The following is a 24,855-nucleotide window of genomic DNA, read 5'->3' on the forward strand; positions in this document are numbered from 1 at the left end:
GAAGAGCCTGTAATTATGTAAAGGGCAAAGACATCCTGTTTTGCCCTTTGCAAACGAGACCGCCAACCCAATGAACCCCAACTGTTGATAACTGGGAACTGTGCATAAGGGGTGTAACCTCGCCACCAAGCCCAAACCCTGAACGATTCCTGCGGGTCTAGTTTTGATGATGGTGGGTGCGCCGAACAGTTTTCCAGGTCACCGTAGCCCAGGTGGTTGCCCGTCTCTGCGTTCAGGGCGCGCTCAATGCAGGCTTCTTTGAAATTCTGAAAGCAGGGTCGCCAATTCACAGTTCTGGGTTGTTCGACCAATGAGAAAAGTGAGCATGCCGGCTATTTGGTCTGGTGCAAGAGTCCAATGATCATCAAGCAGTCGCAGTATTTGCGGCATTTCACCTGCGAGTGTGCTTGAGTGGGTGAGTAAGATGGTTATAAGATTTTTTGGCCTATAGCCCTTATTTTATATGCGTAACACGCTATGTTTAACATGGCAAATTGGCTTGACGGCCGAAACCACTGCAAGCTGTCAAACCCGTTTGGCAAACGCCTCAAACGCCGCCAGCGGCAGCGGTTTGCTGAACAAATAGCCCTGGTACGCATGGCAGCCCAGGTGGGCCAGAAAATCAGCCTGCGCCTGCAACTCAACGCCTTCCGCGATCACTGAGAGCCCGGTGCTCTCGGCCAGTGCAATCACCATCCTGGCAATGGCCGCATCGTTGGTGTCTGTGACGATGTTTCTGACAAACCCCTGGTCAATCTTGAGCTGGTCCAGCGGCAAGCGTTTCAAATAGGTCAGCGACGAGTAGCCGGTGCCAAAGTCATCCAGCGAGAAGCCCACACCAGTTCCCTTGAGTGTGCCCATCTTGGCGATGATGCCCTCCACATCGTCTACCAGCATGCTCTCGGTCAACTCCAGCTTGAGCAGTTTGGGCCTAGCACGGGTGCGTGCCAAGGTGGCCAACACCGTGTCGACAAAATCGGCCTGGCGGAACTGACGCGCGCTCACATTGACGGCGATGGTCAGGTGCGCCAGCGCCGGCTGACTGGCCCACGCTGCCAATTGCGCGCAAGCGGTTTCCAGCACCCATTGGCCAATCGGCAAAATCAGGCCGCTCGCCTCAGCCAGGGGAATGAACGCCGCCGGTGACACCATGCCGCGCTGCGGATGCTGCCAGCGCACCAGAGCTTCCACTCCAGTGACGCGCCCGCTGCCCACCACCTGCGCCTGGTAGTGCAGCAAAAACTGCTGCTTGGCCACAGCTTCGCGCAAGTCGGCTTCCAGCGCCGCATGGGCCGACACCTCGGCCTGCATTTGCGCATCAAAAAAGCGCAGCGTATTGCGCCCCACAGCTTTGGCCTGGAACATGGCCAGCTCGGCGCGCTTGAGCGGCTCCTCGCTGCTTTCCGGCAAGGTGTCACCAAACAAAGTGACCCCAATGCTGGCTGTGCTGTGGTGCGCACCGTTGTCCAGCGGGTAGCTTTGCCCGAGTGTGGCCAGTATTTTTTCGCCCACCGCCTCGACCTGGGTGGCGGCATCCAGCGCGTTTTCGCTCAGGTCTTCAAGCATCACCACAAATTCATCGCTGCCCAGGCGGGCCACGCTGTCGCCTTCGCGCACACATGATTTCAGGCGCTGGGCAACCTGCACCAGCAGCGCGTCGCCCTGGTGGTGACCCAGAGTGTCATTGAGCGTTTTGAAGTTGTCCAGGTCGACAAAGAGCAAGGCGCTTTTGCGCGTGTGGTGAATGCTGGCGGTGAGCGCCTGAGCCAGCCGGTCCATCAGCAGGCGGCGGTTAGGCAGGTGGGTCAACGGGTCGTAGAACGCCAGATTGTCAATTTCAGAGGCTGCAAGGGCTTGTGCTTGCTGGGCTTGTTTGCGCTCGGTGATGTCATGAATGGAGACATGTATGGCGGGCTCGCCCTCGTAGACAACCGAGGTGCCCTGAACGATGACATCGATGCTTGTGCCATCCAGTTTGAGGAATCTGGATTCCGTCGAAGGTGCTTGTGGTGCACCGTCAACGATATTTTTCATGCGTGCCGCTTGGTAGGCCTGTTCGTCTGGGTGAATCAGTTGCTGCGTTGTTTTGCGCAACAAGGCCTGCGCGTTGCTGGCCCCAAACAACTTGATGGCAGCCGGATTGCCGTAAAGAATTTTGCCCCGGCGGTGCACCAGAACCGCTTCTGGCGTCCATTCAATCAAGGTACGGTATTTGTCTTCGCTGGCCTGTAACTCCCGCACCGTTCGCAGCCGCGCTGCCTCCTGCTGCTTCATTTTGACGGCTGCACCCGCCAACAGCAGCGCCGCTGCGGCCAACAGCAAACCGTGGCGCCAGGCACCGTATTGCCATGGGCTCAGCACAGACGCAAGCGATAAGCCGTACGACACCACCACCGGGAAGTCGTTCAAGGCACGGTAGCTGTAGATGCGCTCAATGCCATCGCGGTCGACAACCTGGCGCACCGTTCCAGTGGGCCAGCTTGGCATGTGCTGGCGAAACATGGCCGTGTCAGACCAGTTTTTGCCGATGACCGAATCAGCCATAGGCGAGGTGACCACGGCCCAGCCTGAAGACAGGAAGAGCGTGACAAAACCGTCTGCTCCCCGCTCGATCGAGTCGTAAAAGGTCTGGAAATACGTTGCCCTAACCATGGCCACCACGATGCCAGAAAATGCCCCGCCCGTGCCACCCAGGCGGCAGCTGACAGGCAGCAGCCACTGTCCATTGGCGGTCTTGATCGGTCTGCCAAACACCAGCTCCCGGTCGGCGCCGCGAATATGCGGCGCGAAGTAGTCAAGCGTCGTGTCTGGCCCATTCCCGGCGTCTGGCTCAGCCATGGTGGACAGCACCACGGTGCCGGTGTGGTCAAGCACCAGAAAATTTTGAATCAGTTGGTCGTCAGGCAACAGCCTGGTCAATTGCTGGCGCGCTAGTGGCACATCCAGCTTGCCCGTGTCCAGTAAGCGCTGCAGGGCAATATCGGCTTGGGTAAGACGACCGCCCACCCGTCGCAGGGTCTGGCGGGCATGCTCCTCCAACACCCGTGAAAAATTCTCGGTTTGCACGTTTGCGCGCTCAATCGTCACGGCACGCGCGCCAAGCACCAGATTGGCTGAGTAGGCAACCATGAGCAAAACGCTGAGAACCGCCACCAGCGCAGGGGTAAAACGAAGAGACAGCCTCATGCGATTTTCACTTGGCCGCGTTCAGCCTCTTCACGCCCGCCACAAAGCGTGCCAGCGTGTCAGACAGCACGCCGCGTGGAATGGTGATCTCAATCAGCTGAAACTTGCCGCGCGTCGCCACGGCGTTGTCCAGCGCGGCTTTCAGTTCAGCCCGTGTGCCCACGCGCACCCCGTCGCCGCCCATGCCGCTGGCCATTTCGGCAAAACCCCAGTGGTCCAGGTTGTTGAAGGACGATTCGGGCTGGAACGTGCGCAGCATTTCCCAGCTGGCGTTGTTGAACACCAGCACGATCGGGTCCCAGCCGTAGCGGCGGCAGTTGCCCAGCTCCCAGCCAGTCATCTGAAACGCGCCGTCGCCTACCAGAATCAACGGGCGCTCACCCGTGGCGGCCTGCAGGCCCAGCCCGGCGGGCACGCCAAAACCCATGGTGGCGTAGTAGCCGGGGGCGACCAACGCGGTGTGTTTGATTTCCATCGCGGTGAACAGGCAGTCGCCCATATCAGAGGCAATCGGCATCTTGCTGTGTTTGGCCATCAGGTCATTCACCGCCGTGGCAATGTCAGTGGGGGTGATGCTTTGGCCATCGTCTGGCAAACCCACCGGGAATAGCTGGGGCGTGACACTGAACGCCTTGTCCGGCCCCGGCACACGTTCCAGCATGCGGTTCACCACGGCGGCCAAAGGCAGCTTTGAGTAGGTGTGGTAGCCAATGTTGACCTGCCCATTGAGCGCCTGAATGGTCTTGCGCATGTCGATCTTGGTTTCGGACACGGCGAAGTTCGTATCGCAAATGATCTCACCCAGCAGAAACAGGCTGTCCGAGCTTTCCACCAGCTGGGTCACTTCCGGGAACCCGGCCACACCCATGTAGGTGCCCACCAGCGGTGCGTCTTGTTCAGACAGCAGGCCGCGCCCCATGAAACTTGTCACCACTGGCAGTCCCAGGCGGCGCGACAAGGTGGCCACTTTGTCTTCCAGGCCATAACGGCGCACTTCCACGCCCACCATCAGCACCGGAGACTTGGCTTGCGCCAGCCGTTCCAGAATCTCGTCCACACAGGCATCCAGCGCGTCCGGGTCAACTTTTTGTGCGGCTTCAGGCACCACCTCGGCACAGGGTTCAGCCACCATGTCGCGTGGAATCTCGATGTACACCGGCTCAGAGTGGCGCAGGCAGCTGGCCAGCACCCGCGCAATGTCGGCCGGGGCGCGCTCGGCATCGTCCAAGCGCACCTGGTCGCAGGTGATTTCCTTGAAGATTTGAAACTGGCTGTCGAGCGTTTTGGCCTGGTGGTGCAGCAGCAGCCCGGAGCGCGACTCGTTTTTTCCCGGCCCGCCCGACAGCACCACCAGCGGCGATTTTTCAGCAAACGCCGCCGCCACCGAATTGATCATGTTCAGCGCGCCCGCGCCGTAAGTGACGGCAGCCACGCCCAGGCTGCCATTGATGCGGGCTGCTGCATCGGCCGCAAACCCGACGCCGGGTTCGTGGCTCAAGGTGTAGAGCGGCAAAATTTGCGACTCTTCAATGATGCGAAAGTAGGGCAGGGCAAAGTCGCCAGGGATGCCAAAAATCTGCTGTGCACCGTGCTTTTTGAGCGCGTGCAGCAGTTGTTCGGTGAGATTCATGTGGAATGTCTCCAGGGTTTTAGGTTCGCGGATTATCACTGCCGACGCCGCCTTGCATCCGGTGCATGTCAGGGTTTTGGCGTGCCCAAGCCGTTACCATCACGGCTTATTTTCAAAGGAATTTTTAAAAATGGTCATCACAACAGTAGGCATCATTGGCGCGGGCACCATGGGCAACGGCATTGCGCAGGCGTGTGCGGTTTCTGGCTTGAATGTGGTCATGGTCGACATTTCTGACGCGGCCGTGGCCAAAGGCATTGCCACAGTTTCTGGCAGCCTGGACCGGTTGGTGAAAAAGGAAAAAATCACGGCCGACGACAAGACCGCCGCACTGGCCCGCATCAAGGGCAGCACGCACTATGGTGACCTCACCAGTGCCCAGTTGGTGATCGAAGCCGCTACAGAAAACTATGACCTCAAGGTCAAAATCGTCAAGCAGCTCGACGAAATGTTGCCCCCAAATGTGATCGTGGCGTCTAACACCTCCTCCATTTCCATCACCAAGCTGGCCGCTGTGACGCAGCGCGCCGACCGTTTCATTGGCATGCACTTCTTCAACCCGGTGCCGATGATGGCGCTGGTGGAGATCATTCGTGGCCTGCAAACCAGCGACGCCACCCACGCTGCCGTGCATGCCATGGCCACGACGCTGGGTAAAACCCCAATCACGGTAAAGAATTCCCCCGGTTTTGTGGTGAACCGCATCCTGGTGCCAATGATCAATGAGGCGTTTTTTGTGTTGGCCGAAGGCTTGGCCACGGCTGAAGACATTGACGCAGGCATGAAATTGGGCTGCAACCAGCCGATTGGCCCACTGGCGCTGGCCGACATGGTGGGGCTCGATGTGTGTCTGGCGGTGATGGATGTGTACTTGAGTGAATTTGGTGACAGCAAATACCGCGCCTGCCCCTTACTGAAAGAAATGGTAGCTGCTGGCCGCTTGGGTCGCAAAACCGGGCAGGGCGTCTACAGCTACTAAAAATATAGCTGCTTGCGCTTATTTAATAAGGGCTAGAGCCTATTTTTATATATAAAAATGCAAATTGCGTGTTGGCGCCGAAGGGTGCTGGCACCGTACTGCGACAATGCGTCTCCTTTTTTTGATTGACCACCGGGCATGTCCCCGGCCTTGATTCATGTTCGACATTTCCACGTTAGAAGTTCGCCGCGCTGTTGAGCGCGATGCCAAAGCCATTGCCCAGATTCAGGCCAGTGCCAGCCAGAGTGCCTTCAAGGCGCAGTTTCCAGGCGAGGCCATGCCTGAATTTGACAGCCTGAAAAAGAGCCAGGCCTACTGGCGCGAAGCCATTGAGTTCAGCGACCCGCAGGTATTTGTGGCCACGATCGGGGAAGACGTGGTGGGTTTTGTTGGTTATGACCGCTCACGCGACCCCAAAACCCCCGCCACCATGGGTGAAATCTGGGCGCTGTTTGCTCTGCCTAGCCATTGGGGCCAGGGCGTTGGGCTGGCGCTGTGGGATGCCGCACGCGACGGCTTGGCCGAAGAAGGTTGCACAAAAGTCACTGCCTGGGTGCCGCTGGGTTACGAGCGCGCCTTGCGCTTTTTTGACATGGCCGGTTTCAAGCGTGAAATGACCAGCATCAAAACCGTGTTGGTGGGTTTGACACGCATTGAAGAAATCCGCTTCAAGCGCGACCTGACGTAACTACTCATGGCTGGTAGCCTGCTTTTATTGCTGGACGACATTGCCACGGTGCTTGACGACGTGGCAATGCTCACTAAAGTCGCGGCCAAAAAGACCGCAGGCGTGCTGGGCGACGATCTGGCACTAAACGCGCAACAGGTGGCTGGTGTCAAGGCTGACCGCGAGCTGCCGGTGGTGTGGGCCGTGTTCAAAGGCTCCATGATCAACAAAGCCATTCTGGTGCCGGGAGCCTTGGTACTCAGCGCTGTGGCCCCGTGGTCCATCACACCACTGCTGATGGCGGGCGGCCTGTTTTTGTGTTTTGAAGGCTTCGAGAAAGTGGCCCACAAGCTGCTGCATCGCCCTGAGGACGTGGCGGCCGAGCATGACAAGCTGGTGCAGGCCTTGAGCGACGATTCGGTGGACCTGGTGGCGCTGGAGAAAGACAAGATCAAAGGCGCCGTGCGCACCGATTTCATCTTGTCGACAGAGATCATCGTCATCACGCTGGGCACGGTGGCGGCTAGCCCGTTTGTGACCCAATTGACCGTGTTGGCCGGTGTGGCCGTGCTGATGACGGTGGGGGTTTACGGTTTGGTGGCCGGCATTGTCAAGATTGACGACCTGGGGCTGTACCTGAGCCAGCGCAAAACCCGTGTGTTGCAGAACTTGCAGCAAGCGCTGGGGCGTGGTTTGGTGCTGACGGCACCCCTGCTGATGAAAGCCCTGACCGTGGTTGGCACGCTGGCCATGTTTTTGGTTGGCGGCGGCATTTTGGCGCATGGCTGGCACGCGGTTGGCGATGGTATTGAGCAGATCAGCGCGACCGCAGGCAGCTTGGCTCAGCCCTTGGTCGGTTTGGGCTTGAACACGCTGGTAGGTGTGGCAGCGGGTGCTGCGGCGCTGTTGGCAATGACCCTGTTGGGTCGGCTCAAAACCCGATTTTTTTAGCGTTCGAGTTCAGTGCGACCCGGCGGCGGCATTGGCGCCTGCCGCACCTGCCCTCACATGGCGCGTCAGAAACACCACCGGAATCAAGGCCAGAAAAATCAGCGCCGAGGCAAAAAAGATGTCGTTGGCGGCCAGCATGTAAGCCTGTTGATTCACCAGCCGGTCGACCACGGCCAACGATTGCTGCGGTGTCAAGCCGCTTGAAGCCAAGCCTGACAGGCTGCTGGTGGTGGCACTGCTGCCCAGGTTGACGTATTCGCTGAGTTGCGCGTGGTGCAGGGCGGCGCGGTCTTGCCACAGCGTGGTAGCAATGGAGGTGCCGAACGCACCGGCCGTGATGCGCACAAAGTTCGACAGGCCTGACGCAGCCGCAATGCGATCTGGCGACAGGCCAGAAAGCGTGATGGTCATCAGCGGGATGAAGAAAAACGCCATGGCCACGCCCTGGATCAACGTCGGGACCAAAATGGTGCCAAAGTCAGCCTGGGTGTTGAAGTTGGAGCGCATCCACAGCACCAGGCCAAACACCATGAAGGCAAAGGCGGCAAACTTGCGGGGGTCAAATTTGGCAATATTCTTGCCCACTAGGGGCGACAAAATCAGCGCCATCAGGCCGACCGGGGCCAGAATCATGCCGGCTTGCGTGGAGGTGTAGCTCATGTACTGCTGCAGCCACAGCGGCAACAGCACCACGTTGCCAAAAAACAGCCCGTAACCCACCGACAGCGCCACTACTCCGGCCCAGAAGTTGCGACGTTTGAACAGCGTCAAATCGACCACTGGGTGCTCTTCGGTCAGCTCCCAGATCAGAAACGCCACAAAGCCCACGGCTGCCAGCACGGCCAGTGCCACCATTTCCTGCGAATGAAACCAGTCTAGCTCCTGCCCTTTGTCGAGCATGATCTGCAGCGAGCCCACCCAAAGTACCAGCAGCGTGAGGCCCACCGAGTCAATTGGCAGCTTGCGGGTTTGGGTTTCGCGTTTGTGAAAAATGCGCCAGGTGATGAAAGCAGCGCCCACGCCCACCGGGATGTTGATGTAGAAAATCCACGGCCAGGAGATGTTGTCGGTGATCCAGCCACCCAGCAGCGGCCCCAGCACCGGGGCGATCAGTGTCGTCATCGACCACAGCGCCATCGCTAGGCCGGCCAGCGCGGGCGGGTAGCTGGAAAGCAGCAGCGCTTGAGAGAGCGGAATCATTGGCCCGGCCACCAGCCCTTGCAACACGCGAAAGATGATCAGTGTGGTCATGTTGGGTGCCAGCCCGCACAGCCAGGATGTGATGACGAACAGGATGACGCTGGTCACAAACAGTCGCACTTGACCAAAACGCTGCGCCAGCCAGCCGGTGAGTGGCACGGCAATGGCGTTGGCCACGCCAAAACTTGTGATGACCCAGGTGCCCTGATTGGGGCTGACGCCCAGGTCGCCAGCAATGGCTGGAAGCGACACGTTGGCAATCGAGCTGTCGAGCACGTTCATGAACGTGGCGGCGGACAGCGCCAGCGTGCCCCACAGCCGGGCCGAGCCGGTCAGGGGCGGCGGGTGGATGTAACCGGCGGCGGGGGTGGATTGAGACATGAGGCTTGGGGAATTTCGGTGGGATGATCAGACCAATCAACTGGTTGGTTTGGCACGCCGTTGGCTGTGCCCGGCGCAGCTGCAACCCGTCCGGCACAATTGAATTTCAGGGCTTGACAGGTTGTTTGGCGGCACCCGACTGCCCCAGATTGGCCGCAATCACACGCTGAACCAGCTGTTGAGCAGCGTCATCGGTGGGCAAAGCCACAGGCGGCACAACGGCAACTCGCGGCACATCCGCCAGCGCCAGACCATCGGTCTTGCTCACATCGACCTCGACCGTCATCGACAAGCCCACGCGTAAAGGGTGCGCGGCCAGTTGCTTGGCATCCAGCGCAATACGCACCGGCACGCGCTGTACCACCTTGATCCAGTTACCCGTGGCGTTTTGGGCGGGCAACAGCGAAAAAGCCGCACCCGTACCTGCGCCCAGACCGCTCACCGTGCCGCTGTAGCTGACCTTTTTGCCATATTGGTCAGCCACCAGTGTCACCGGCTGACCAATACGGATATTGCGCAACTGCACTTCCTTGAAGTTGGCCTCGACCCAGACCTTGTTCAAGGCAATCACTGACATGAGCGGTGTGCCCGCCGCCACGCGCTGGCCGAGTTGCACCGTGCGTTTAGCCACGTAACCGTCTACTGGGGCCATCAGGGCAGCGCGCTGGGTGGCCAGAAAGGCTTCGCGCAGGCGGGCGCCAGCCAGTTGCACGCTGGGCTGTTGTTCTACCTGGGTGCCTTCGGTCAAGGCCTGGTTGCTGTTCAATTGTTCGCGTGCTGCCAAAACCCCAGCCTGTGCGGCAGCCAGTGTGCTTTGAGCGCTATTGAATTGTTGCTGCGCGTGCTTTAACTCTTCTTGTGATACGGCACCGTTGCCGCTGAGCGACTGGCGGCGTTTCAGGTCGTCGCTGGTGCGCTCCACGTCCACGCGGGCTCGTGTGATATCGGCATCGCGCAGGGCAATTTGCGCTGTGAGCGTGCCATTGTTGGCGTAAAGCGTGCGCGCCTGGCGCACCGCTTGCGCCAGGGCCGCCTGCGCCTGGTCCAGCGCGACCTTCGAGTCGGCAGGGTCCAACTGCACCAGCGTTTGCCCGGCTTTGACAAAGTCGGTGTCATTGGCCAGGATGCCCAGCACCGTACCGCTGATTTGCGGGGTGATCTGGATCACATCACCCTGCACATAGGCGTTGTCAGTGTTTTCAAAGTGACTGGCCACCAGGTACTCATAGGCGGTCCAACCCAGGCCGGCAAGCACCACCACGGCGACCAGAATCGTCAGGCCTTGTTTGCGTTTGGGGTTGCCGCTGCGGGCTGGCGGGGAAGAAGTGGCGGTGTCGGTCATGGTGGTGATTCCTGTCGGTGTCTGGTCAATTATTTAGATAAAAATGGGCTATAGCCCTTTATATATATGCGTAAGTAGCTATATTAAATAAAGCATTCATTCAAGCGATAGCGGCGTTGACGGGCCCAGCCCGCCGCCTAACGCCCGCGCCAGCGCCACCTGGTTTTGCAGTGCGCGGGTGGTCAGGTCCACGCTTTGGCGGAGCTGCGCCAGCACGGCTGATTCAGCGCTGAGCACCTGCAAGGCGTTGAGCAGGCCGCTGGCGTAGCGCTGCTGCGCGGCGGCATAAACCTCTTGCGCAGCCTGAGCGACTTGCGTCTGCTCGGCTTGCTGGCGGGTCAGGGCTTGTCTGGAAGCGAGTTGGTCGGCGGCGTCGTGCACGGCATTGATCACGGTGGCGTTGTAGCTTTCTACTGCAGCGTCGCGCTCGGCGGTCTTGCCGCCCAGGTTGGCGCGCAGCCGGCCACTGTCAAACAGCGGCAGGCTGATGGCCGGGCCCACGCCCCACTGGCGGCTGCCCGACTGCAGCAACTCACCCAGCCCGATGCTGGAAAAACCGGCAAACGCCGTGAGGTTGATGTTGGGGTAGAACTGCGCTTTGGCGCTGTCCACGCCAAGTTCGGCCGCCTGCACGCGCCAACGCGCTGCCGCTACATCGGCGCGCTGGCCCAGCAGGTTGGCGCTGATGGTGCTGTCTATTGTTATGGATTTAATAGCTTCTTGCGCTTGTGGAATAAGGGCTATAGCCTGATTAGGCTCTCCAATAAGTGCTGCCAGCGCGTTGCGGGTCAGGGTAATTTGCTCATCCAGCAGCGCCAGTTGCAGGCGTGCCTCTGGCAACGCAGCTTGGGTCAGGCGCAAATCAAGCGGGGTGTCCAGCCCGGCGTTCACCCTGTCTTGCACCAGTTGCAGGGTTTGCGTGCGTTGCGCCAGCGTACGGCTGGCAACCGCGTGCTGCTCGTTCAGGCCAACCCAGCCCAGGTAGGTTTGCGCCACTTGGGCGGCGAGCAGCAGTCGGGCTGCTTGCGCGTCGGCTTGCGCAGCGCGCTCTGCGCCCAGCGCGGCTTGCAGGGCAGCACGGTTTTTGCCAAAAAAGTCCAACTCCCAATTGGCGGCGAGTTGGGCTGTGCCGCTGCTTTCCACAGATCCCGCCAAGGGGGGTGGAACGGCACCGTTGGCCGTGTAGCGCTGCTGCGTGGCATTGACTTGCGCGACCAGTTGCGGACCTGTGGCAGCGTGGATGAGCCGGGCGGTGGCCTGCGCAGCGGCGATTCTGGCTTGTGCCAGTTTGAGGCTGGGGTTGGCTTGCAGTGCTTGCGCCTCCAACTGGTTCAGTGTGTCGTCGCCAAAACCGCGCCACCATTGGGCATCTTGCAGTGCGTTGGCGTTGGCTTGGGCAGGTGCTGCGGTCAGCCCGAAGGAGGTGGCATCGCGCAGTTCGGCTTTGGGCGTGATGCCGGAAAAGTCGGCGCAGCCCGCCAGGGTGGCCAGCGCCAGAGCGGCAGTCAACGCGCTGATGCCAAACCGTGTGCTCGCAAACAGTGCGACAGGCTTGGTGGGGGAGGGTGTGAACTTAGTTTTCATGGCTGTCCTTGGGTTCGCGCAGGGTTTGGGCGGTGGTGAGAATGCGGCGCAGCAGCCCTTTGAGGGTGTGCCATTCTTCCAGCGAGAAGCCGGCCAGATGCGTGTTTTGTACTTGGCTGAGTACGGCCGGAATCTGCTTGGCTGCGGCGACGCCAGTGGGGGTGAGCTCGATGTGGACAACGCGCCGGTCGTCCTCCGATCGCACCCGCCGGCACAGCTGCTTGGCCTCCAGCCTGTCAAGCAGGCGTGTCATGGAGCCCGCGTCCAGATCGCACGCGCGGGCCAGTTCGGCCGCGGTGGAGCCGCAGCCCAGGTGCAACTTAAACAGCGGCACCCATTGCGCGTTGGTCAGGCCAAGGGGCTCGAACTCGCGGTCGACCTCGCGTGAGATGTGGGTAACGATGCGCCGCATCATGAAGCCCACGCTCTCGCTGGGCTTGTAATCATGGGCGTTATAAAAAGACGTGGCGGCGTCTGGCGGCGCACTGGCCGGGGATGGTGGGGGAGTTTTTGAAGTCACCCAGAAATTCTAATTGCTTAGACAATCATTGCTTAGGCTTCTATTTATTTTCAATGCATTCGACTGTGCCGGTGCGGCTGCCAGCGCGAGATTCAACCACCCGGCGACAACGCACAAAGCTTGCGGCTAAACAATGAATGATGGCGCTGCTTTGTGTAAAAAAAAGATGTTATAGGCCTCTAGCCCTTTTAAATAAAGCGCGAGCAGCTATAATTTTTGTCAATTGCTAACGTCAAGCCTCGCCGCCAAAGTGCTCGGCGAGCTTGTCGATGTACTGCTCCACCAGCTTTTCAAACTCAGCCTCAACCACCGGGCTGACCACCATTTTCATCAAACCCGGCAGCGGCAGGGTCAACTCGCCTTGAAGCTTGAGCACCAGGTGTGTGGACTTTTTCTTGTCGGTGACCTGCCAGCTGCCCGACACCAGCGCGTTGCCCTCGCCTGCAACCGGTGTCCAAACCACGCTTCCATTGGCCTTGTTGGCTGTGTATTTGGAGGCGTAAATGGTTTGCAGGTTGATCTGTGCCAAACCAATCTTGGCCATTTCCCAGCGGTAGACGTTGTCCCCCAGATCCACCAATTGATCGACCTTGGGGAAGAAGCTGGCAGACACCGGCACATTGCTCAGGGTGTCAAAAACCGTGGCGTAGTCAGCTTTGACGGCAAATTCGTAACCCAAGTCGATGGCAACTTTGATGGTCATGGGTGTCTCCAGTATGTTGTTGATTAATTCGCACGGCTCATGTGGGGAGACGTGGGGCCCGGCCAAAAGCCGGGGCCCGAGTTTGCCACCACAATACCGGTCCCCAACGAGAAATCTATGACAACTTTGCTACTTGCGCCCATGGAAGGCCTGCTGGACTTCGTGCTGCGCGACATATTGACCCGTGTGGGCGGGGTTGACCGCTGCGTGTCAGAGTTCATCCGTGTCACCGACACGTTGATGCCTGAACGTGTGTTTTTGCGCTACGTGCCTGAACTGTTGCAGGGCAGCAAAACCACGTCAGGTGTGCCGGTGCGACCCCAGTTGCTGGGTTCAGACCCGATGTGTCTGGCCGAGAACGCCGCCAGTCTGGCCCAATTGGGCGCCGAGGGCATTGACCTGAACTTTGGTTGCCCGTCGCCCGTGGTCAATCGGCACCGAGGTGGTTCCGCCTTGCTGGAAGAGCCTGAATTGCTGTACCGCATTGTGTCGGCGGTGCGTCGGGCGGTTCCACCTCACTTGCCGGTATCGGCCAAGATGCGCCTTGGGCTGCATGATGACCGTCGTGCCGAAGAATGTGCGCTGGCGATTGAGGCCGCCGGAGCGGCTGAGATTGTGGTGCACGCGCGCACCAAGCAAGACGGTTATCGCCCGCCCGCTTATTGGGAGCGTATTTCCGACATGCGCCTGGTGGTGAATTTGCCGCTGGTGGCCAACGGCGAAATCTGGACGGTGGCAGACGCGCTGCGCTGTCGTGAGGTGTCGGGCTGTCAGAACCTGATGCTGGGGCGCGGTATGGTGGCTGATCCCGCCCTGGCCAACGCTATTCGTGCTGCGGATTCGGGCAGTTCGCTGCCTGTGACGATGACCTGGCCAGAATTATTTGATTTGATGGAGCAGTTTTGGCTGCTGGTGGTGGCACATCTGGACCGTGGCCAGCAGACCGGGCGACTCAAGCAGTGGCTTAACCTGTTGCGGCGCGCACACCCCCAGGCGCAAGTTGCGTTTGTGGCCGTGCGTACCTTCCACGATCCCGCAGATGTGGCCAATTGGCTGAAAGCGCAACGCGTATTTCTTGGTGCCGGACAGTTTTTGGCTTGAAATTTGTGTCATTGGTGCCATGTCCTGTACTCGCACCTGTCAAAGCTGGGCCCGATAGAATCAATTCATGGTTACAAAAACTCCAAAAATCATCATGCCCAAGAAGCCAAAAGTGTTAGAGGGCGACAGTGACGGCACAGTGGTGCTAGAGCGGCGCACGCAAAAAACCCGTCCGCCGCCGATGTATCAGGTGCTAATGCTCAATGACGACTACACGCCGATGGAGTTTGTGGTGATCGTGATTCAGGAATTCTTTGGCAAAGATCTAGAAACGGCCACCCAGATCATGTTGAAAATTCACTTGGATGGCCGGGGCGTGTGTGGTGTGTTTTCGCGTGACGTGGCAGCCACCAAAGTGGATCAGGTGATGGATGCAGCCAACAAGGCCGGGCATCCCCTGCAGTGTGTGAGTGAACCGTTGGAACCCTGATGGATTTGTAATCCATTTACCCTGAACTGAATTTGAAATCAGATTACAGTTAACTTCTGAACCAAAGCTATTAAAGGACTCACATGATTGCCCAAGAACTGGAAGTCAGTCTTCACATGGCGTTTGTCGAGGCGCGTCAACAGCGCCATGAATTCATCACTGTGGAGCATTTGCTGCTGGCGCTGCTGGACAACCCCAGCGCCGCCGAGGTGTTGCGGGCCTGCTCCGCCAACATCGACGACCTGCGCAAGTCGCTGGTTACCTTCATCAAAGACAACACACCGCAAGTGGCGGGTACTGACGATGTGGACACGCAACCCACCTTGGGTTTTCAGCGTGTGATTCAGCGTGCCATCATGCATGTGCAAAGCACTGGCAGTGGCAAAAAAGAAGTGACCGGGGCCAACGTGTTAGTGGCCATTTTTGGTGAAAAAGACTCGCACGCCGTGTATTACCTGCACCAGCAGGGCGTGACAAGGCTGGATGTGGTGAATTTCATTGCCCATGGCATTAAAAAGAGCGACCCACCCGAACCCACCAAGACCGGTGAAAGTCAGCCTGAGACAGAAGAGGGTGCGTCTGAGAAGAATGAAAAGTCTTCTCCGCTTGAGCTTTACACGCAAAACCTCAACCAACTGGCGAAAGATGGCAAGATTGACCCGCTGATTGGGCGCGAGTACGAGGTTGAGCGCGTGATTCAAATTTTGTGTCGCCGCCGCAAAAATAATCCGCTGCTGGTGGGCGAAGCTGGCGTGGGCAAAACGGCGATTGCCGAGGGACTGGCCTGGCGCATCACGCAAAAAGCTGTGCCTGATATTTTGGCCGACTCCATCGTGTACTCCCTTGACATGGGAGCGCTGCTGGCTGGCACCAAATACCGTGGTGACTTTGAGCAACGGCTCAAGGGCGTGTTGAAGGCGCTTAAGGACAAGCCCAACACGGTGCTTTTCATTGATGAAATCCACACCTTGATTGGTGCCGGTGCGGCTTCAGGCGGCACGCTGGATGCCTCTAACCTGCTGAAACCTGCGCTGAGTTCTGGTGCACTCAAGTGCATTGGTGCGACCACCTTTACCGAGTACCGGGGTATTTTTGAGAAAGATGCGGCGCTGAGCCGTCGTTTCCAAAAAGTGGATGTGCTCGAACCCACCGTGGAAGAAACGGTTGAAATCCTCAAGGGACTCAAGTCCCGCTTTGAGGAGCACCATAACGTCAAGTACGCTGTGGCTGCACTGCAAGCCGCAGCCGAGTTAAGCGCAAAGTACATCAATGACCGGCACTTGCCAGACAAAGCCATCGACGTGATTGACGAGGCCGGCGCCGCCCAGCGAATTCTGCCACCTAGCCGCCGTAAAAAAATCATCACCAAGACTGAGGTCGAAGAGATCGTGGCCAAGATTGCCCGTATACCGCCAGCCAATGTGTCAAACGATGACCGCGGCAAACTCAAAACGCTTGAGCGTGATCTGCGCAACGTGGTGTTTGGGCAGGATTTGGCCATCGACAAGCTTGCATCCGCCGTCAAGATGGCTCGTTCGGGCTTGGGCAAGGGCGACAAGCCGATCGGGTCCTTCTTGTTCAGCGGCCCCACCGGCGTGGGCAAGACCGAGGCCGCCAAGCAACTGGCCTACATCATGGGCATTGAACTGATCCGTTTCGACATGAGCGAATACATGGAGCAGCATGCCGTGAGTCGCTTGATTGGTGCGCCTCCCGGCTATGTAGGGTTTGATCAGGGGGGCTTGTTGACGGAAGCCATCACCAAGAAGCCACACTGCGTGTTGCTGCTTGATGAGATTGAGAAGGCGCACCCGGCGATTTTCAATGTGCTGTTGCAGGTGATGGACCACGGCACGCTCACTGACAACAATGGTCGCAAGGCCGATTTCCGCAACGTCATCATCATCATGACGACCAATGCCGGTGCGGAGACCATGAATAAGGCCAGCATTGGCTTTACCAACGCACGTGAGGCCGGTGATGAAATGGCGGATATCAAGCGTTTGTTCACGCCTGAGTTCCGCAATCGACTGGACGCCATCGTCAGCTTCAAGGCGCTCGATGAAAACGTGATTCTGCGGGTGGTGGATAAGTTCCTGTTGCAGCTGGAAGCCCAGCTGTCCGACAAAAAAGTGGATGTCACATTCACAGACAAGTTGCGCAAACACCTGGCCAAGAAGGGTTTCGATCCATTGATGGGTGCCCGGCCGATGCAGCGCCTGATTCAGGACACCATCCGCCGTGCCTTGGCTGATGAGTTGTTGTTTGGTCGCTTAACCGAGGGTGGTCGCTTGACGGTAGACCTGGATGAGACCGATGAAACCAAGACCGAAGTCTTGCTGGATATTCAGCCCTTGCCCAAGAAAGAGGGCAGGGCTAAACCAGAGCCGCAGGAAGCCAGTGTTATTTAAAACCCACACGGTCCAGCAGTTGCTGGACCTTTACCTGGTTCATGCCAACGACACTGACATGAACAGTTTCGCTTTTGAAATTACCGCCCGTCATAGCTTGTAGCGCCGGGTTGTTAATGTGAACCCCACGCGCCGCCGGCCATTCGTTGTTGCCATCAGCAAAGTGGTTTTGAGCAGACGGGCTGGCCAAGTACTCCAAAAATTTGATGGCATTTGCCGTGTTTGGTGCATGTTTGGCCACCGCACCCCCTGCGATGTTCACATGGGTTCCCCAACTGGATTGGTTGGGGAATACCACGCCTACCTTTTCTACAACCGCTTTGTCCTCTGGGTTGGTCGAGCGCATCAGTCGGGCCAAGTAGTAACTGTTGGTAACTGCGACGCCACATTCGCCAGAGGCCACGCCTTTGATCTGGTCGGTGTCGCCGCCTTTGGGTGAGCGGGCCATGTTGCTCACCATGCCCTTGAGCCATTGCTCGGTTTGTTTTTCGCCCAGGTGTTCCATCACCGCACCAAACAGTGATAGGTTGTAGGGGTGCGAGCCGGAACGGATGCACAGTTTGCCTTTGTTTTTTGGGTCGGCCAACTCTTCGTAGGTGTCTACATCCTGCGACTTGACGCTGGTCTTGTTGTAAACAATGACACGCGCCCGAGTTGAAAACCCATACCAAGGCGTTTGACCGGCGCTGTCTGTGTTAGCCCTGAATTGTTCGGGAATGGCGTCGTTGAGCAGTTTTGACGAGATGGGTTTGAATAAGCCCTCAGCTTCTCCGCGCCACAAGCGTGAAGCATCCACCAACAGGATCACGTCGGCTGGTGAGGCGGCGCCTTCAGCTTTCAGGCGGGCAATAATGCCGGCATCATCAGCATCAACCCGGTTGATTTTGATGCCTGTGGCCTTGGTGAAATTGCCATACAGCGCCTCGTCCGTCGGGTAGTGCCGGGCGGAGTAAATATTGAGTTCATTGGTCTGAGCAAAGCCAGTACTGCAAAGAACTGCGAGCATGCCGGTTGTGGTGATTTGGGTCAAGTTCATGGTGAATTCAATTGGTTGTGGTTGTGACTTGACTTTAACACAAATGCGAATCATTCCTATTAAATGAAAATACAATTTCTAGTCATGCGTTTGACGACGCTTGCAATTGCGTTGGTTTTGGCAGCTTGTTCAAGCGTTTCAACGCAAAAGCCAACACCAGTGCCAGTGATGACGCCCGCGCCTGCAGTCCTTAAACCGCCCATCATCGGGTTGGTTCTGGGTGGTGGCGCGGCCCGTGGGTTTGCGCACATTGGCGTGATTCAAGCTCTGGAACAGGCTGGTATACGTCCTGATCTGGTGGTGGGTACCTCTGCGGGGAGTGTGGTTGCGGCGCTCTACGCCAGCGGTAAAAATGGGAAAGACTTGCAGAAGGTAGCCGAGTCGATGGAAGAGGCATCGTTCTCAGACTGGCGTTTACCGGTTTTCAAGCCAGGTGTTCTCAAAGGTGAGGCACTGGCAAGATTCATCAGCGGCCAGGTTGGTGGCAGGCAGATCCAGGAGCTGCCAATTGCACTTGGTGTCGTAGCCACAGACCTTGACAGTGGCCGGGGCATACTCTTTCAGCGTGGTGATGTGGCGACTGCAGTGCGAGCGTCGAGTGCCATTCCGGCCTTGTTCCAGCCAGTGTTGATCGCCGGTCGTGAGTACGTTGATGGTGGCTTGGTGGCTCCAGTGCCGGTGCAATTTGCGCGGCAAATGGGCGCTCAGGTGGTGATTGCTGTTGATATCTCAGGGACACCTCAAGGTAACTCTGCTTCAGACACCTTCCAGATACTGATGCAGACGTTCTCGATCATGGGCAAAAGCATCAGCGCATTTGAATTGCGGGAAGCTGATGTGGTGGTAAAGCCATCTTTGACGGGTTTGTCCAGTGCAAGCTTTGCCTCAAGGGCGCAAGCGATTTCTGCTGGGCATCAAGCGATGTTGCCCTGGATTGACAAGCTGCGTAGCGCCATACAGTCCAAATCGAGGTAAGGAGATAAGTCGAAAAAAAAGGGCTGATCTTACGATCAGCCCTTAAGGGATCCCTGAACCTGAAGGTTTCGAAAGGACCCGAGGAGACAACTTGCAGAAACCAGGGTTTCAAAAAACTATCATTGGTGTGAGTATCTCAGGGTTTTCCCTTGAACTTCAGAGCCGGTAAGCTTAATTTTTAAGTGACATCCAAATATTGGCATGCCGTTAAAAATTAACGTTTTTTTGCTGCGGGCTTGGCAGCGCTAGCAGCGGAATTGGCCACTGCATTGAAATTTGTTTCAGCGACATCTGTGGCTTGTTTGACTGCTTTTTGCACGGATTCAAGGGCGTTGGTGGCAGCAGCCACCGCGCTTTTCATCATTGTCACGGCAGGCTCAGAGCCAGCGGGAGCATTTTTAGCAGCGGACTCGACCATGCCAGTGAATTGTTGTTGAACTTCAGAAACTTGAGCTTCCATTGCCTTGGTGAATTCGCCTGTCGTGCCGGTGGCGATTTCATAAAGATGACGGCTGTATGCAGCAGTCTTTTCAGCCAAAGGCTGCAGCAGGCTTTGTTGCAGAGCCATCAGCTCTTGAGCATCTTTAACGCTCAACATTGCTTTGGCGTTTTCGCCAGTTTCATTGAGAGCAGCTTTGGATGCGCTGAGGTTGAGTTCGACGATTTTTTCCACGCCTTCGAAGGCTTTGGAGGTCAGACCCAACAGGGTTTCGATGTTGGCTTTTTGCGAGGCGAGGACTTGTTCTACGGTCAGCATATTTATTTCTCCACTAAGTAAAAAAAACAGTAACCGCTTTGAACCTGAGTCTGACTCGGTTTATGTTGCGGTGCAGCATGACTTTAATTATAGGGTTAACCCGTTCTGATGCAAGTTTTTTCTGTTGCATTGCAGCAATTTAGGCAATCTTTCCTAAAACAGTCAATTTTTTGCAACAAGACACAATATTGATATGCAGGCTTTTTATTCAGACCGTTTCGTACTCCCGCTGCCTGAGGGGCACCGTTTTCCAATGGCAAAGTACGAAATGTTGCGTGCCGGGATTAAAAGTGCGTTGTCGCAAATCATTTTGCATGAGGCACCTGCTGCCACGGAGGGTCAACTTGCTTTGGTACATACCCCGAGTTACATCGATGCTGTGCTCAGTGGAAGCATCACCGCAGTTGCCTTGCGTGAGATTGGATTTCCGTGGAGCGAGATGATGGCTGAGCGCGCGCGTCGTTCTGTGGGTGCGACGGTGGCAGCAGTTCATGCGGCAATGACCACTGGGCTTGGCGCCAACCTCGCTGGTGGCACGCACCACGCCTATGCCGACAAGGGTAGTGGTTTTTGCGTCTTTAACGATGTGGCTGTGGCCTCCCGTCTGGCGCAAATTGAGTGGGCCAAAGTTCATCACAAGCCTTTACAAGTGGCGGTGATTGATCTCGATGTCCATCAGGGTAACGGCACTGCGCATATTTTTCAAGCCGATCCCACTGTATTTACCTTGTCGCTGCATGGTGACAAAAATTTTCCCTTTCGCAAGGAGGCCAGTGATCTGGATGTGGCGTTGGCGGATGGCTGCTGCGACAGTGATTACTTGGCCGCGCTCGACCTGGCGCTACACACTTTAAGCAACCGTTTTGATCCGGGGTTGATCATTTACCTGGCCGGCGCAGACCCCTTCGTGGGGGACCGACTCGGTCGGTTGAGCGTGTCGGCAGACGGGCTTGAGGCCCGTGATCGGCGAGTGTTTGACTGGTGTTTTGGCCGCCAGATTCCGGTAGCCTTTGTGATGGCCGGCGGATACGGCCAGCAAATCGAAGAAACGGTTCAGATTCAGTTGACGACTTACCGCATTGCGCTGTCCTATTGGCAGCGTTGGCAGTTGCGTAACCCAATGTCAACATGACATTGTGCTGCTGTATCTTGAAATAATTGACAGGGAAGTCGGGCGAATTTCACACGCTGAGAATGGTGATCTGTTTAACAATTGACAAGTTACAAAAATCATAAAGCAGGAGAATCTTGATGAATCCGAATGGCCTGACAAAGCGCAACTACCCAAAAAACCCCACTGATGTTTATTTGTTTGCAACCTGCCTGATTGACCAATTCACGCCCCAGGCTGGGCTGGATACAGTGAATTTACTTGAGCGCGAGGGCATTCGGGTGCATTACCCGCTGGCTCAAACATGTTGCGGGCAACCTGCCCACAGCAGCGGTTACGCTGACGAAGCCCGTTCGGTCGCACTGGCACAACTGAATTTGTTTGTCGAGCCCTGGCCTGTTGTGGTGCCATCAGGCTCATGCGGCGGCATGATTCGCTCCCATTACCCGCACTTGTTTGCCGGTGACCCTGAGTTACATGCCAAAGCGGTGGCCTTGGCTGATCGGGTTTATGAGCTTAGTGAATTTCTGGTGCATGTGGTGAACTTTGACCATGCCGATACCGGCGCACCTTGCACCATTGCCTTGCACACCTCTTGTCATGCACGTCGACAGATGGGGGTGCACGACACCAGTGTTGCGTTGCTTGACAGTCTGGATCAGGTTCAGGTGGTGGAGCAAGCGCGCATTGAAGAGTGTTGTGGATTTGGCGGCACGTTTGCGCTGCTGTATCCAGATATTTCAGAGGCCATTGCAACCGACAAGGTGGCCAGTATCAAAGCCACTGGTGCAGCCTGCGTGGTCAGCGCTGACTGTGGCTGCCTGCTCAACATCACAGGCCGTGCAGCCAAACAAGACGAATTGGCGGGCCGCACCACGCCAAGCCTGCCGGGGGAGCATTTAGCCAGCTTCTTGTGGCGGCGTACCCAGGGGAGTGAAGCATGAGCGCCCGGGAACAAATTCTGAACCGCTTGCGCAAGCCCAACGTGACAGCCCAACCGATTTTGCCAGACGTGGCTCATTGGTTTGAATCCCATCGCCGCGCTGAGGACGTGGCACAGCGCACTGCGAGGCTCCGTACAGCGCTTGAGGCGGTGCACACGGAACTGCATGATGTCACGCATGCCAATTGGGCAGACGTGTTGTTGCAAGTGGCTACCGCAAAGGGTTTACACCAAATTCTGATTGGCACGAATACGCCGCATGGCACTGAGCTCCAGGCGCGTGAATCGGGCGCGATTCAGATCATGGCTTATGACAAACCCATCGACAGTTGGCGCGATTTGCTGTTTGACGGTGTTGACTCGGCCCTGACCCTGGCGCGTGGTGCGGTGGCTGAAACCGGCAGTTTGATTCTGTGGCCCAGTCCGGATGAGCCACGTTTGATGTCGTTGGTGCCGTCCACGCACTTTGTGCTGCTGGATGTGGACACGATTCATGCCGATTTCTATGCTGTCATGACAGCGGAAGGCTGGTCAAAAGGCATGCCTACGAATGCCCTGTTGATTTGTGGACCCTCCAAAACGGCGGATATTCAGCAAACTCTGGCCTACGGCGCCCACGGTCCCAAAGAGCTCGTGGTGTTGTTGCGTCACGCAGACGGGAGCATGGCATGAGCAAAATCGTCCAAATCCACCCAGCCAAAGATTTCAAAGCCCGAAGCAAGACCGTGCTGGACAACCCCGGGCAACGCAAGAACTTTCGTGGTGCCATGGATTTTCTGCAAGCCAAGCGTCGCGCGCAATTTACCGATCAGGACGAATTGCAAGGGCTGCGCGAGCTGGGGGCATCCATCAGGCGCTATAGCTTGGCCAACTTGCCTCGATTGTTGGAGCAACTCGAAGCCAATTTGATAGCCAACGGCGTGCAGGTGCACTGGGCGCAAAACTCAACGGATGCCAACGCCATCGCACTCAAGATTGCAGCGCGAGTGAATGCCACGCGCATCATCAAGGGCAAGTCCATGGTGAGCGAAGAAATAGGCTTTAACCATGCCATGGAGGCTGCCGGCATTGAGGCCTTTGAGTCGGACATGGGTGAGTACATTGTTCAGTTGGCAGGCGAGGCGCCGTCGCACATCATCATGCCGGCCATTCATAAAACCAAGCAGGAAATTGCCCAGCTGTTTGCAGATGAGGTGCCCGGCGTGACCTACACCGAAGACGTAGACGCCCTGATTCAAATTGGTCGGAGGGTGCTGCGGCGCAAGTTTGCTGACGCTGACATTGGTTTGTCTGGCGTGAATTTCGCGGTGGCTGAAACCGGTACGCTTTGCTTGATAGAAAACGAAGGCAATGGTCGCATGTGCACCACTGTGCCGCGTGTTCACATTGCCATAACCGGCATTGAAAAAGTTGTGGAAAAGCTCGAACACGTTCCACCGCTTTTGAGCCTGTTAACGCGCTCTGCCACCGGACAGCCAGTGACCACCTATGTCAACATGATCAGTGGTCCACGCAAAGCTGGTGAAAAGGACGGACCACAAGAAGTTCACCTGATCCTGCTCGACAACGGGCGCACCCAAGCCTACGCAGATGATGAATTGCGTGCGACCCTGCAGTGCATTCGCTGCGGCGCTTGCATGAACCACTGCCCGGTTTACGCGCGCATCGGTGGGCACGCGTACGGCACCACTTACCCCGGGCCAATTGGTGCCATCATTTCGCCGCATATGCTGGGGCTGGAGGCTACTTACCCGTTGGCGTTTGCCTCAACCTTGTGCGGTGCCTGTAACGAGGTGTGTCCCGTCAAGATTCCCATCACCGACATTCTGGTGCGTCTGCGTACCGAGGCGCAGGCCAAGCCCGAGACAGAAGATGCGACCTTGCGCGGTAGTGGTGCGGCTCGCACGGTGGCCGCTTCCACCGTGTGGAGCATCTGGTCCCAGGTTTATAGCAAGTCAGGACTTTACAAATTGGCTTCCTGGTTCATGAGCCGAGGCAGATCGCTTTCGCCTTCCGAGCAAGGGGCTTGGACACGAAGCCGCACGCCTCTGGTTCCCGCGTCGAAGCGTTTGCGTGATTTGATGAAGGATCGACAGCCTTAAACATGTTTATTTCCTCTGGAAACGGTTTGACGCTGACAAAATAGGCATCAAATGCGTTTTGGAGGATTTATATGCATGAAACTAAGCCTGTCGACCTGGCGGAAACAATGGCAGCTGTGGACGCCGCCATCACTTCGCGCATGTCGGTGCGGGCGTTTACGCCGCAAGACGTGTCGCGCGAGACGCTACAAGACATCCTGCAGGTGGCCAGTCGGGCACCATCGGGCACCAACACCCAACCCTGGAAGGTTTACGTCATGCAGGGCGATAGTCGGCAAACGCTGGTGGACAAGGTGTGCGCAGCACATGATGCCGTGCGTGCAGACCCGGGGTTGGCCGCCGAGTACGCGGAAGCCTATGACTATTACCCTGAAAGATGGGTGAGTCCATATATTGATCGCCGTCGTGAAAACGGCTGGGGTCTTTATGGGGTGCTTGGCATAGGCAAGGGCGACAAGGACAAGATGCACCTGCAGCATCAGCGCAATTACCGTTTTTTTGACGCACCGGTGGGGCTGATGTTCACCATCGACCGTGTCATGGGCCGCGGCTCACTGCTCGACTATGGGATGTTTTTGCAGAACCTGATGGTGGCGGCCCGTTCCCGCGGTTTGCACACTTGTCCGCAAGCCGCGTGGAATTCGTTTGCCAGCATCATCTTGCCGCACATCGGTGCGGGCGTTGATGAGATGCTAGTGTGTGGCATGGCGTTGGGATATGCCGATGAGCAAGCCGTTGTGAATACCTTTAAAACCCCAAGGGTTCCGGTGGAAGCCTTCACCCACTGGTTGGCTGATTGAAATGCATTGACTGTGCCCCGGTAGCGAAATTTTCGCAGCGGGACAC

General features: G+C 57.3%; 21 protein-coding genes. 12 read left to right on the forward strand and 9 right to left on the reverse strand.

Features of this window, described 5'->3' with window-relative positions:
- Positions 1 to 525: 525 nt before the first annotated feature.
- Entirely contained in the window at positions 526 to 3,186 is a 2,661-nt protein-coding gene (locus PHQ58_RS19990) for an EAL domain-containing protein (protein WP_300114763.1), read from the reverse strand.
- A 7-nt stretch (positions 3,187 to 3,193) separates the two neighbouring features.
- Positions 3,194 to 4,816 carry an indolepyruvate/phenylpyruvate decarboxylase gene (gene ipdC / locus PHQ58_RS19995; protein ID WP_300114765.1) on the reverse strand — a complete coding sequence of 541 codons (1,623 nt, stop codon included), beginning with the start codon at positions 4,814 to 4,816 and terminating at the stop codon, positions 3,194 to 3,196.
- A 130-nt stretch (positions 4,817 to 4,946) separates the two neighbouring features.
- Here ipdC and PHQ58_RS20000 point away from each other — a divergent pair, with 130 nt between their 5' ends.
- The 3 genes from PHQ58_RS20000 (at position 4,947) to PHQ58_RS20010 (ending at position 7,413) form a co-directional block, all read left to right on the forward strand.
- Entirely contained in the window at positions 4,947 to 5,795 is an 849-nt protein-coding gene (locus PHQ58_RS20000; RefSeq protein ID WP_300114768.1) for a 3-hydroxybutyryl-CoA dehydrogenase, read from the forward strand.
- Positions 5,796 to 5,961: 166 nt separating this feature from the next.
- Positions 5,962 to 6,483: a GNAT family N-acetyltransferase gene (locus tag PHQ58_RS20005; protein ID WP_300114858.1), complete on the forward strand. Its 522-nt coding sequence runs from the start codon at positions 5,962 to 5,964 to the stop codon at positions 6,481 to 6,483.
- Between the two features lie 6 nt (positions 6,484 to 6,489).
- Positions 6,490 to 7,413, forward strand: coding sequence for a DUF808 domain-containing protein (locus PHQ58_RS20010; protein WP_300114771.1), 924 nt, complete (start codon positions 6,490 to 6,492; stop codon positions 7,411 to 7,413).
- A gap of 9 nt (positions 7,414 to 7,422) precedes the next feature.
- Here the strand turns inward: PHQ58_RS20010 and PHQ58_RS20015 are convergent, their stop codons facing one another.
- From PHQ58_RS20015 to PHQ58_RS20035, 5 genes are all read right to left on the reverse strand, one after another.
- Positions 7,423 to 8,994, reverse strand: a complete 1,572-nt coding sequence (locus PHQ58_RS20015) for a DHA2 family efflux MFS transporter permease subunit (protein ID WP_300114773.1) — start codon at positions 8,992 to 8,994, stop codon at positions 7,423 to 7,425.
- 106 nt (positions 8,995 to 9,100) lie between these two features.
- On the reverse strand, positions 9,101 to 10,336 hold the full coding sequence (locus PHQ58_RS20020) for an HlyD family efflux transporter periplasmic adaptor subunit (protein ID WP_300114775.1): 1,236 nt from the start codon (positions 10,334 to 10,336) through the stop codon (positions 9,101 to 9,103).
- A gap of 96 nt (positions 10,337 to 10,432) precedes the next feature.
- Positions 10,433 to 11,920 carry an efflux transporter outer membrane subunit gene (locus PHQ58_RS20025; protein ID WP_300114778.1) on the reverse strand — a complete coding sequence of 496 codons (1,488 nt, stop codon included), beginning with the start codon at positions 11,918 to 11,920 and terminating at the stop codon, positions 10,433 to 10,435.
- Positions 11,910 to 12,440, reverse strand: a complete 531-nt coding sequence (locus PHQ58_RS20030; protein WP_300114781.1) for a MarR family winged helix-turn-helix transcriptional regulator — start codon at positions 12,438 to 12,440, stop codon at positions 11,910 to 11,912. Before PHQ58_RS20030 ends, PHQ58_RS20025 begins: the two co-directional genes overlap by 11 nt.
- 232 nt (positions 12,441 to 12,672) lie before the next feature.
- Positions 12,673 to 13,143, reverse strand: coding sequence for an SRPBCC family protein (locus tag PHQ58_RS20035; protein ID WP_300114784.1), 471 nt, complete (start codon positions 13,141 to 13,143; stop codon positions 12,673 to 12,675).
- 117 nt (positions 13,144 to 13,260) lie between these two features.
- On the opposite strand from PHQ58_RS20035, the gene PHQ58_RS20040 reads away from it, so the two are divergent.
- The 3 genes from PHQ58_RS20040 (at position 13,261) to clpA (ending at position 17,085) form a co-directional block, all read left to right on the forward strand.
- A complete protein-coding gene (locus PHQ58_RS20040) occupies positions 13,261 to 14,244 on the forward strand; it encodes a tRNA-dihydrouridine synthase (RefSeq protein ID WP_300114786.1) in 984 nt (327 codons plus the stop codon).
- Positions 14,245 to 14,338: 94 nt separating this feature from the next.
- Positions 14,339 to 14,674: an ATP-dependent Clp protease adapter ClpS gene (gene clpS / locus PHQ58_RS20045; RefSeq protein ID WP_300114861.1), complete on the forward strand. Its 336-nt coding sequence runs from the start codon at positions 14,339 to 14,341 to the stop codon at positions 14,672 to 14,674.
- An 83-nt stretch (positions 14,675 to 14,757) separates the two neighbouring features.
- Positions 14,758 to 17,085 (forward strand): ATP-dependent Clp protease ATP-binding subunit ClpA, encoded by a 2,328-nt coding sequence (gene clpA, locus PHQ58_RS20050; RefSeq protein WP_300114789.1) that lies wholly within the window; start codon positions 14,758 to 14,760, stop codon positions 17,083 to 17,085.
- Here the strand turns inward: clpA and PHQ58_RS20055 are convergent.
- Positions 17,078 to 18,091, reverse strand: coding sequence for an extracellular solute-binding protein (locus tag PHQ58_RS20055; RefSeq protein ID WP_300114864.1), 1,014 nt, complete (start codon positions 18,089 to 18,091; stop codon positions 17,078 to 17,080). The two genes, clpA and PHQ58_RS20055, sit on opposite strands and share 8 nt — an antisense overlap.
- A gap of 198 nt (positions 18,092 to 18,289) precedes the next feature.
- On the opposite strand from PHQ58_RS20055, the gene PHQ58_RS20060 reads away from it, so the two are divergent.
- Complete coding sequence (locus PHQ58_RS20060) at positions 18,290 to 19,096, forward strand: patatin-like phospholipase family protein (protein WP_300114792.1); 807 nt, start codon at positions 18,290 to 18,292, stop codon at positions 19,094 to 19,096.
- Between the two features lie 214 nt (positions 19,097 to 19,310).
- Here the strand turns inward: PHQ58_RS20060 and PHQ58_RS20065 are convergent, their stop codons facing one another.
- Complete coding sequence (locus tag PHQ58_RS20065; RefSeq protein WP_300114795.1) at positions 19,311 to 19,853, reverse strand: phasin family protein; 543 nt, start codon at positions 19,851 to 19,853, stop codon at positions 19,311 to 19,313.
- Positions 19,854 to 20,046: 193 nt separating this feature from the next.
- Between PHQ58_RS20065 and PHQ58_RS20070 the strand changes: the two genes are divergently transcribed.
- From PHQ58_RS20070 to PHQ58_RS20090, 5 genes are all read left to right on the forward strand, one after another.
- On the forward strand, positions 20,047 to 20,985 hold the full coding sequence (locus PHQ58_RS20070; protein WP_300114798.1) for a histone deacetylase: 939 nt from the start codon (positions 20,047 to 20,049) through the stop codon (positions 20,983 to 20,985).
- 119 nt (positions 20,986 to 21,104) lie between these two features.
- Positions 21,105 to 21,908, forward strand: coding sequence for a (Fe-S)-binding protein (locus tag PHQ58_RS20075; RefSeq protein WP_300114801.1), 804 nt, complete (start codon positions 21,105 to 21,107; stop codon positions 21,906 to 21,908).
- Positions 21,905 to 22,579, forward strand: coding sequence for a lactate utilization protein (locus tag PHQ58_RS20080; protein ID WP_300114805.1), 675 nt, complete (start codon positions 21,905 to 21,907; stop codon positions 22,577 to 22,579). The genes PHQ58_RS20075 and PHQ58_RS20080 overlap by 4 nt, the downstream gene beginning before the upstream one ends.
- Positions 22,576 to 24,009 carry a LutB/LldF family L-lactate oxidation iron-sulfur protein gene (locus tag PHQ58_RS20085; RefSeq protein ID WP_300114807.1) on the forward strand — a complete coding sequence of 478 codons (1,434 nt, stop codon included), beginning with the start codon at positions 22,576 to 22,578 and terminating at the stop codon, positions 24,007 to 24,009. The genes PHQ58_RS20080 and PHQ58_RS20085 overlap by 4 nt, the downstream gene beginning before the upstream one ends.
- 71 nt (positions 24,010 to 24,080) lie before the next feature.
- On the forward strand, positions 24,081 to 24,809 hold the full coding sequence (locus tag PHQ58_RS20090) for a nitroreductase (protein ID WP_300114810.1): 729 nt from the start codon (positions 24,081 to 24,083) through the stop codon (positions 24,807 to 24,809).
- Positions 24,810 to 24,855 lie beyond the last annotated feature (46 nt).

The sequence above is a fragment of the Rhodoferax sp. genome (assembly GCF_028688795.1).
In the GTDB taxonomy this organism is placed as follows: Bacteria; Pseudomonadota; Gammaproteobacteria; order Burkholderiales; family Burkholderiaceae_C; genus Rhodoferax.